Here is an 8,043-nt window from a genome sequence, read left to right as displayed (position 1 = left end):
GGGGGGTGCGGGGAGAGAGCCTTTCTCTCCTCGGGTGGGGGGGGGGGGTGTCCGGGGTGGTGGGGGGGTCCCCCCCCCCCCCCCGCCCCCCCCCCCCTGCTGCTCCGGTCAGCGGCGGTCAGTCGGTCAGGACCGGCTCACCCTCGGGCCGGGGAACGGCCGTCGGGGCGTTCTGCGGGGCGACGGCCGCGGGGGCCTGCTGCCGCACCAGCCACAGGCCGGTGAACACGGCGCTCACCAGGGTGACGACCCCGGCGGTGAGGAACGCGGTGTTCAGGCCGCTGCTGTAGGAGGCGCCGTGCTCCTGGCGCGTGCGCACGATGGCGCCGAGCACCGCGACCCCGAACACCGCGCCGATCTGGCGGGTGGTGCTGCTGATCCCCGAGGCGAGGCCGCCCTCCTGGGCACTGACCGAGGAGATGGCCGCCCCGGTCAGCGGGGACATGGTGAGGCCGAAGCCGACCCCGGTGACGGCCAGGCGCCACCACACGTTCAGGTACGGCGTGTCGGTGTGCACGGCGGCCATCGTCACCAGCCCGGCCCCGGCCAGCACCAGGCCCACGGTGACGACGCTGCGGAAGCCGAACCGCGCGGCGATCCGGGCGGCGTACGGGCTGCACGCCACCATCGCGAGCGTGCACGGCAGCGTCTCCATCGCCGAGCGCAGCACCGAGTGCCCCTGGACGGTGGCGAAGAACTGGGTGAAGAAGAAACCCGAGCCCATCAGGCCGAAGCCGACCACGACCATCGCCGCGTTGGAGACGGTGAACAGCCGGTGCCGGAACAGGCGCAGCGGCAGCATCGGCCGGGCCGACCGGGCCTCGACGACCAGGAACAGCACCAGCAGGACGACCGTCGCGGCGAAGCAGGACAGGATCAGCGGCGCCGTCCAGCCCTTGTCACCGGCCTCGGTGAGTCCGAAGGCCAGCGTGCCGACGACCAGGAGCGCCAGCACCTGGCCGGGCACGTCGAGCGGGGGCGCCTCGGGGTTGCGCTGGTCCGGCAGGATGCGCGCACCGACGAGGAGCGTCACCACGCCGATCGGGATGTTGATCAGGAAGATGGCCCGCCAGTCGAAGGCCTGGACCAGCAGGCCGCCGGCCGCGGGCCCGACCGCGAGGCCGATGCCGCTGAACGTGGCCCACTGGCCGATCGCCTTCACCCGGTCCCCGGGTACGGGGTAGCCGGAGGCGAGCAGCGCGAGGCTGGCGGGGCTGAGCGCGGCGGCCCCGATGCCCTGGAGGATGCGGGCGGCCAGCAGCCAGCCGACCGAGGCGGACAGGCTGCACGCCAGCGAGGCGAGCGTGAACACCGCCATGCCGCCCAGGAAGATGCGCTTGCCGCCGAAGCGGTCCGCGAAGACGCCGCCGGCCAGCAGCAGCATCGCCACCGCGAGCACGTAGGCGTTCACGATCCACTGCAGCCCGGTCAGGGTCGTGTCCAGGCGCTTCTGCATGTCCGGCAGCGCCGCGCTGGTGATGGTGTTGTTGAGGAGGACCATGAACTGCCCGATGCAGGTCACGGCGAGCAGGGCGACCCTGTTGTGGGGACGGATCCCGTCGGACACAGGGGTGGCTCCTTGTCGAGAGTCGGGGTAAGGGGACGCGGGGAAGGAAGGGTCGAGGGCGGACGGGTGGTCAGGTGCTCAGGTGCTCGGGTGCTCGGCCGGTCGGGTGCTCGGAGGTGCGGGGCGGGCGGACTCGGGTCAGTCCGCGCCGTACATCGACTCGATGGCGTCCGCGTGCAGCTCGGCGATCGCCGTCCGGCGCAGGCTGAGCTTCGGCGTCAGTTCGCCGCTCTCCGGCGTCCACGGGCCGGGCAGCAGGCGGTACTTCTTGATCTGTTCGACCCGGGCGAGGACGGCGTTGGCCTCGGCGACGGCCTGGTCGAGGGCGGCCCGGACGGCCGGGTGGCGGGCCGGGTCGGTCAGCCCCGCCGGGTCGACCCCGTTGGCCCGTGCCCAGGTGGGCAGCGCCTCCTCGTCCAGGACGAGCAGCGCGGTGACGTACCGTCGGCGGTCGCCGATGGCGGCGGCCTGGCCGATCAACGGGTGGGCGCGCAGCAGGGATTCCAGTCTCGTCGGGGCGATGTTCTTGCCACCGGCGGTGATGATCAGCTCCTTCTTCCGGTCGGTGATGGTGACCAGGCCGCGGTCGTCCACGGCACCGACGTCACCCGTGGGCAGCCAGCCGTCGGCGTCGGTGGCGGGGTCGAGGCCGCCGTCGGCGCGCAGGTAGCCTGCGCACACCACGGGGCCGCGCAGGAACAGCTCGCCGTCGGTGCCGGTCCGGACCTCGATACCGGGCCCCGGACGGCCGACCGCGCCCAGCGCGAAGACCTCCGGCGTGCTGACGGTGGCGGCTCCGGTGGTTTCGCTGAGCCCCCACACCTCGTACACGGACAGCCCGAGACCGGCCAGGAACTCCAGCACGGCAGTGGGAATGGGCGCCGCGCCGCTCAGGGCGCGGTGACAGTCGTCGAGCCCGATGGCGGCTCGGATCGGCTGCAGCACGACATCGTCCAACTTTTCATACTGGGAAGCAAGTTCGTACGGCACCGGCTGCCCGGCCGACCGCAGCCGGTACACCTCGACGGCGGTCTCCCGCGCCTCGTCGACCGCCGCGGCCTCCCCGGGCGGCAGCTCCGCGAGCCGGGCGCGCGCCGCGACCGCCAGCTTCTCCCAGACCCGCGGCACCCCGAAGAGCGCGTGCGGGCGCACCACCCGCAGCGCGGACGCCAGCTGCGCCGGGTCGTCGCAGATGGTGACGTGGCCCGCGTTGCAGATCGGCATGTAGATGCCCAGCACCCGCTCGGCGATGTGCGCCAACGGCAGGTGGGCGATGGTGCGCGGGTGCGCGGGCACCGGGACGAGACGGTCCTGCATCATCGACTCGTGGATGACGTTGCGGTGCGAGAGCACCACGCCCTTGGGGTCGCCGGTGGTGCCCGAGGTGTAGACGACGGTCAGCGGCGTGTCGGGCGTCGCGGCGTCGGTCAGCTCGTCGAAGGCGCGCTCGTCGGGCAGTTCGCGGGTCAGCTCGGCGTACGTGACGTAGCGCGGGTCACCTTCGGGGGCCTCGGCCGGCTCCACCAGGACGACCGCGCGCAGGCCCGGCATCTCCGTCAGCACCGGCTGCCAGCGCCGTAGTTGCGCCGCGCCCTCCAGCACCACGACCGTGGCCGCGCTGTGCCGGGCCACGAAGCGCAGCTGCTCGGTGCTCAGCGTGTCGTAGGGGGTGCAGGCCAGCGCGCCGAGGTGGACGGCGGCCAGGTCGGCGACCCAGTGCTCGGGCCGCTTGGACATCCCGATCAGCACCCGCTCGCCGCGGCACAGGCCGAGCCCGGCCAGGCCGTGGGCGAGCGCGGCGGTCTCGGCGCGCAGCCGCGACCAGGTCCAGGTGGTGGCGTCGGGGCCGGGGCCGCTGGTGAGCGCGGGGCGGCCGGGGTGGGCGCGGGCGTTGCGGCGCAGCAGCCGGGTGACCGTCAGGTCCCCGGTGTCCAGGGACGGTTGGGGCGGGGTGGCCGATGCCACGGCGGGCTCCTTCGGTTGCGAGGGTCGTTCCGGCTTCACTCGGCGCCGCCGCGGCCGCGCGGGCGCACCACCAGGGGGAGGCTGCGCGGGTACGGCAGGGAGCTCGTCGCCATCCTGATCCGGGCGCCCGGCGCGATGCGCAGCTGCCAGCGGGTGGCGAGGGTGGCCAGGGCGACGGTCATCGTGGTGGCGGCGAGGTGCTCCCCGATGCAGCGGTGCGCTCCGACGCCCCAGGGGACGTAGGCGCCGGGCGGCGGGGCCTGGTCGGGGTCGGCCGCGGCGCGCTCCGGGTCGAAGCGGTGCGGGTCCGGGTAGACGGCCGGGTTCCGGTGCACGGCGCGCGGGCTGTAGCCGACCTCCGCGCCGGCCGGGACGAGGGTCCCGGCGAGGACGACGTCGTGCCGGGCGCGCCGGGTGGACAGCATCGGCGCGTGCAGCCGCAGCGTCTCGTCCACGACCTTCCGGGTGTACGAGAGCTCCCTGACCCGGTCGTAGCCGAGCGGCTGCCCGGCCAGGACGCGGACGGCCTCGTCGTACAGCCGCTGCTGCACCTCGGGCCGGACGGCCGTCTCGAAGACGGCCCAGGTCAGCGTGGTGCTGGTGGTCTCCAGCCCGGCGAAGACCAGGATCAGGGCCTCGCCGCGGATCTCGTGGTCGGTGAAGGGGCGGCCGGTGTCCGGGTGGGTCGCCTTCAGCAGGATGTCGAGCACGTCCGGTACGGAGCCGGGGTTGGCCCGCCGGTCCCGGATCAGCGCGTCGATGACGGCGTGGAAGCGGCCCATGGCGGCCTCGAAGCGCCGGTTGGCGGGGGTGGGCAGGGTCGTCAGGGCCGAGGGGAAGACGGTCCCGGCGAGCAGCTTGCCGGAGATCAGGCTGAGGGTGTGCCGGATGTCGCGCACCACGGCCGGGGCCAACTCCGCGCCGAACAGGGAGCGCAGCACCACGGCGGCGACGAAGTCGGAGATCTCCTCGTCCGCCCGTACCGGTGTTCCGGGCCGCCAGGCGCCGAAGCGCCGCTGCGCCTCCTCGACGATGGCCCGGGTGTGGTCGCGCACGCTGGTGCGGCTGAAGGCCGGCTGGAGGGTGCGCCGCTGGTGCCGGTGGTGCGCGCCGTCGGAGGCGATCGGCGGGTTCCCGAAGTGCCCGGCCAGGACGTCGAAGAAGCGGCCGCGTTCGAAGGCGTCGGTGTCGACCTGGATGCGGTGCACCAGGGCCGGGTCGTTGGCCAGGTACAGGCCGACGGGCCCGAAGCCGACCCGCACCAGCGGGTCCTCGGTCCTGGTGGACTCGAAGAAGGACAGCGGTCGGCGCAGCAGTGCGGGCACGTGGCCCAGGACGGGAACCCGCCCGGGGGCCGGCGGGCAGGGGGCGGTGGTGGTCGCTGACATGGCGCTACGGGCTCCTCGTCGTTGCCTGGGCGGCGGGTGCCGCGGTCAGTGGGAAGGGCCGGGCACGGTGCCGACGGCGAGCACGTTGCCCTCGCTGATGTAGCCGTCGGGGTCGTCCAGCGGGTGGGCGGGAGCGGCCGGGTCCGCGAACCGCCGCCACTCGCCGTCGAGGCCCAGGGCCAGGGCCTGCCCGGCCAGTTGGGCGCACGCGGCCTTGTAGAACTCCTGGGCGGCGGGGGCCAGTGGGGCGTGGTGCTCGATCAGGACGGTCCGCTGGCGCACCTCGGTGAGCCCGGCGCGCCTCAGGTGGCGGTGGAGCTCGCGGCTGCGCAGCAGCTGCCGGGCGTAGCCGGGCCGCGCGCCCGCGGCGCGGAAGAAGTCGGTGAACAGGTAGGGGTCGGCGGGCCGGGCGGTGATCAGGTGGGCGTCCAGGTCCTTGACCGCGACGGTGCCGCCGGGGCGGACCACCCGGATCAACTCCGCCAGTGCGCGGGCGAGTTCGTCGTCGTTCAGGTACTGCACGGTGTTGGCGCACCAGGCCGCGTCGAAGCTGTCGTCCGGGTGGGGCAGGTCCAGCAGGTCCGCCGTGCGGACCTCGGTGGGGCAGGGCAGCCGCCAGGCGGCCGCGCGGTCGGCGGCGAGCGCGGCGTTCTCCTCGGCCAGGTCGACGGCCGTGATCCGGCCCTCGGCGCCGACCAGCGCGGCCAGGTGCGGCAGGAAGTCGCCGGGGCCGCAGCCCGCGTCCAGGACGTGCTGTCCGGGGCGCAGGCCGGCCCGGCCGAGCAGCTCCAGATAGGTCTCCTCGCAGGCGCGGAAGTGCGCGTCGACGATGGTGTGGTGGGTGAAGCCGAGGCCGGTCGAGGAGGTGTGGCCCCAGGCCTCGTGGTCCTCGGTCAGCATGCCCCGGCCCCGCTCCGGGCGTCCGCCGTGGCGTCGACCTCGGCCAGCAGGCCGCGGAGGGCGTCGGTGACCGCCTCGGGGGCTTCCAGAGGCTGGAGGTGGCCCGTGCGGGTGAGGGTGATCAGGCGCCCCTGCGGCAACACGTCCGCCACGTACCGGGACTCCTCCGGGGCGACCAGGGCGTCCTGCGCGCCGGCGATCACCAGGGCGGGGATCCGGGCCGCGCGCAGCACGTCGGTGGAGTCGGGGCGGGCCGCGATCGCCCGCTGGGCCCAGGCCAGGGCGGCGGGGTCGGCGGCGCGGGCGTCGGCGAGGACCCGGGCGAGCAGCTCGGGGCGCTCGGCGCAGGTGGAGTCGGCGAGCAGCAGCGGGGTGACCCGCTCCACCAGCGCGGGCCGGTGGGCCGGGTCCTGAACCAGGTCCGCGAAGCGCAGCCGCTGGGCGGCGTCCTCGGGGTCGTCGGCGGTGGCGCGGGCGGAGAGCAGGGCGAGCCCGGCGACCCGGTCGGGGTGGCGGCGCAGGAACGCCATGGCCGCGTAGCCGCCCATGGACGATCCGACCAGGACGACCCGGTCCAGGCCGTGCCCGTCGAGCGTGCGGGCCAGGTCCTCGGCGACCACGTCGAGCGAGGGCGGGGCGTCGCCGAGCGGGGCCGATCCGAAACCGCGCTGGTCGACGGCCAGGACGGTTCGCCCCAGGGCGCGCAGGGCGCTCTCCTGGGCCGCCCACATCGAGGCGTGCAGGGAGAGGGCGTGCAGCAGGACGACGGGCGTACGGGTGCCGGGCGCGCGGGTGCCGGGCGCGTGGGAGCCGGACGTTCCGGTGGCGGTCACGGTCACCGGGAGGCCTCCGCCTCGGCCGTGGTGATGAACTCCCGTACGTGGTCGTGCTCCTCGGCACCGCGGACCCACGCCAGGGTGACCGGGGCGGGCGGCAGGTCGTGGATCGGCACCACCTCGATGCCGGGCGGCGCGAGGTCGGCCAGCGAGACCAGCGAGATGTGCACGGCGTCGCCGGCGGCGACCGTGCGCATCATCTCCGGGACGGTGCGCACCCGGCGCACCCGGCGGATCGGGCGCCCGGCGGGTGTGCGCGGTGGTACGACGTCGTCCCACACGTACGCGGGGAAGACGCCGGGCGGGGCGAAGGCGTCGTAGTCGGCGAGCTCCTCGATGGAGACCGACGCCCGCCCGGCCAGCGGGTGCCCGGAGCCGACGACCACCGCGCGGGCGTCCTCGGTGAGCACCCGGCTGGTGACCAGGTCGGGCTCGTTGATGCCGAACTTCACGATCATCACGTCGAGTTCGCCCGCCCGGACACCACGGAACGGATCGGCGATGTCGTACTCGACCAGCTGCACGTCGGCCCGCTCGCGGCCGGCCAGCCGGACGATGCGGTCCACCACCTCGGTGGAGCCGTGGTAGCCGAACCGGACGGTCCGGGAGCCGGCAGCGGTCGGGATCTGCTCGGGCGTCGTGGTCTGCTCAGGCAACGCGTGCCTCCTCGGTCAGTCCGGCGGCTGCCTTGAGCCGTCCGGGAAGGTGCTTCTCGGTGGTCACGCGCACGGTCACCAGGCGCGCGGGGGCCCCGACGATCCGGGGCACCTGGTGCACCACCAGGTGGTCGCCGGGCGCGATGTGCCCGTCCAGGACGGCTTCCGCCAGCACGTGGTTGACGTGCACCAGGGCCTCCGAGATGGTGCACTCCGCGGTGGCGACGTACAGGTCCCGGCGGGCCCGCGGGCGGCCCGCCGGATGGGGCCCGTCCGGTATCTCGACCAGGGTGTCCGGCCGGTCCGGCAGCCTGGCGGGCGCGTCGAAGGCCTTGAGCAGCCGGCGCAGCGAGGCGGTCCGGGCGGCGGGCCCGGGCGCGGTCCACGCCGCGGAGCCGTCGGCGGCGGTGTGCGCGAAGCGGAACCGCTCGCCCAGCTGCTCCGGGTTGCCGGCGAGGAAGACGGTACGGGTGAAGGAGGTGCGCCAGTCCGCCGCCTGCCGGGGTTCGACGCCGAGGGCGAAGACGCAGGTGTCGCGCACCCACCGGGCCAGGTCGAAGCTCCTGAGCACCACCGCGACCGAACTGCCGGTGTCGCCCTCCGCGGTGATGTCGCTGCGGGCGGCGGTCAGGCCGTCGTACGAGCTCAGGTCGTGCCGGGCGGCGAGGTCGGGTCGGGCGGCGCGGATCCGCATCGCCTCCCGGGCGCGCAGGCAGTCCTGCGTCATGGGG

7 protein-coding genes are annotated in these 8,043 nt (G+C 74.9%); all 7 read right to left on the bottom strand.

Annotation, left to right across the window (positions count from 1 at the left end):
* Positions 1-118: 118 nt before the first annotated feature.
* The 7 genes from ACZ4W5_RS09860 to ACZ4W5_RS09830 all read right to left on the bottom strand — a co-directional run bounded on the left by ACZ4W5_RS09860 (position 119) and on the right by ACZ4W5_RS09830 (position 8,039).
* Positions 119-1,567 (bottom strand): MFS transporter, encoded by a 1,449-nt coding sequence (locus ACZ4W5_RS09860; RefSeq protein ID WP_402478769.1) that lies wholly within the window; start codon positions 1,565-1,567, stop codon positions 119-121.
* Between the two features lie 138 nt (positions 1,568-1,705).
* Positions 1,706-3,532, bottom strand: coding sequence for an AMP-dependent synthetase/ligase (locus ACZ4W5_RS09855; RefSeq protein WP_465653777.1), 1,827 nt, complete (start codon positions 3,530-3,532; stop codon positions 1,706-1,708).
* A gap of 35 nt (positions 3,533-3,567) precedes the next feature.
* Positions 3,568-4,920 carry a cytochrome P450 gene (locus tag ACZ4W5_RS09850; protein WP_465653776.1) on the bottom strand — a complete coding sequence of 451 codons (1,353 nt, stop codon included), beginning with the start codon at positions 4,918-4,920 and terminating at the stop codon, positions 3,568-3,570.
* Positions 4,921-4,965: 45 nt separating this feature from the next.
* Entirely contained in the window at positions 4,966-5,820 is an 855-nt protein-coding gene (locus ACZ4W5_RS09845; RefSeq protein ID WP_465653775.1) for a methyltransferase domain-containing protein, read from the bottom strand.
* Entirely contained in the window at positions 5,814-6,659 is an 846-nt protein-coding gene (locus ACZ4W5_RS09840) for an alpha/beta fold hydrolase (protein WP_465653774.1), read from the bottom strand. The genes ACZ4W5_RS09845 and ACZ4W5_RS09840 overlap by 7 nt, the downstream gene beginning before the upstream one ends.
* Positions 6,656-7,312 carry a LysR substrate-binding domain-containing protein gene (locus tag ACZ4W5_RS09835; protein ID WP_465653773.1) on the bottom strand — a complete coding sequence of 219 codons (657 nt, stop codon included), beginning with the start codon at positions 7,310-7,312 and terminating at the stop codon, positions 6,656-6,658. Before ACZ4W5_RS09835 ends, ACZ4W5_RS09840 begins: the two co-directional genes overlap by 4 nt.
* Positions 7,305-8,039, bottom strand: a complete 735-nt coding sequence (locus ACZ4W5_RS09830; protein WP_465653772.1) for a DUF6182 family protein — start codon at positions 8,037-8,039, stop codon at positions 7,305-7,307. Before ACZ4W5_RS09830 ends, ACZ4W5_RS09835 begins: the two co-directional genes overlap by 8 nt.
* Between the last annotated feature and the right edge of the window lie 4 nt (positions 8,040-8,043).

This window comes from Kitasatospora sp. NPDC029367 (genome assembly GCF_055569135.1).
Note: the sequence above shows the minus strand (reverse complement) of the source record. Positions and strands in the feature narration are given on the sequence as shown.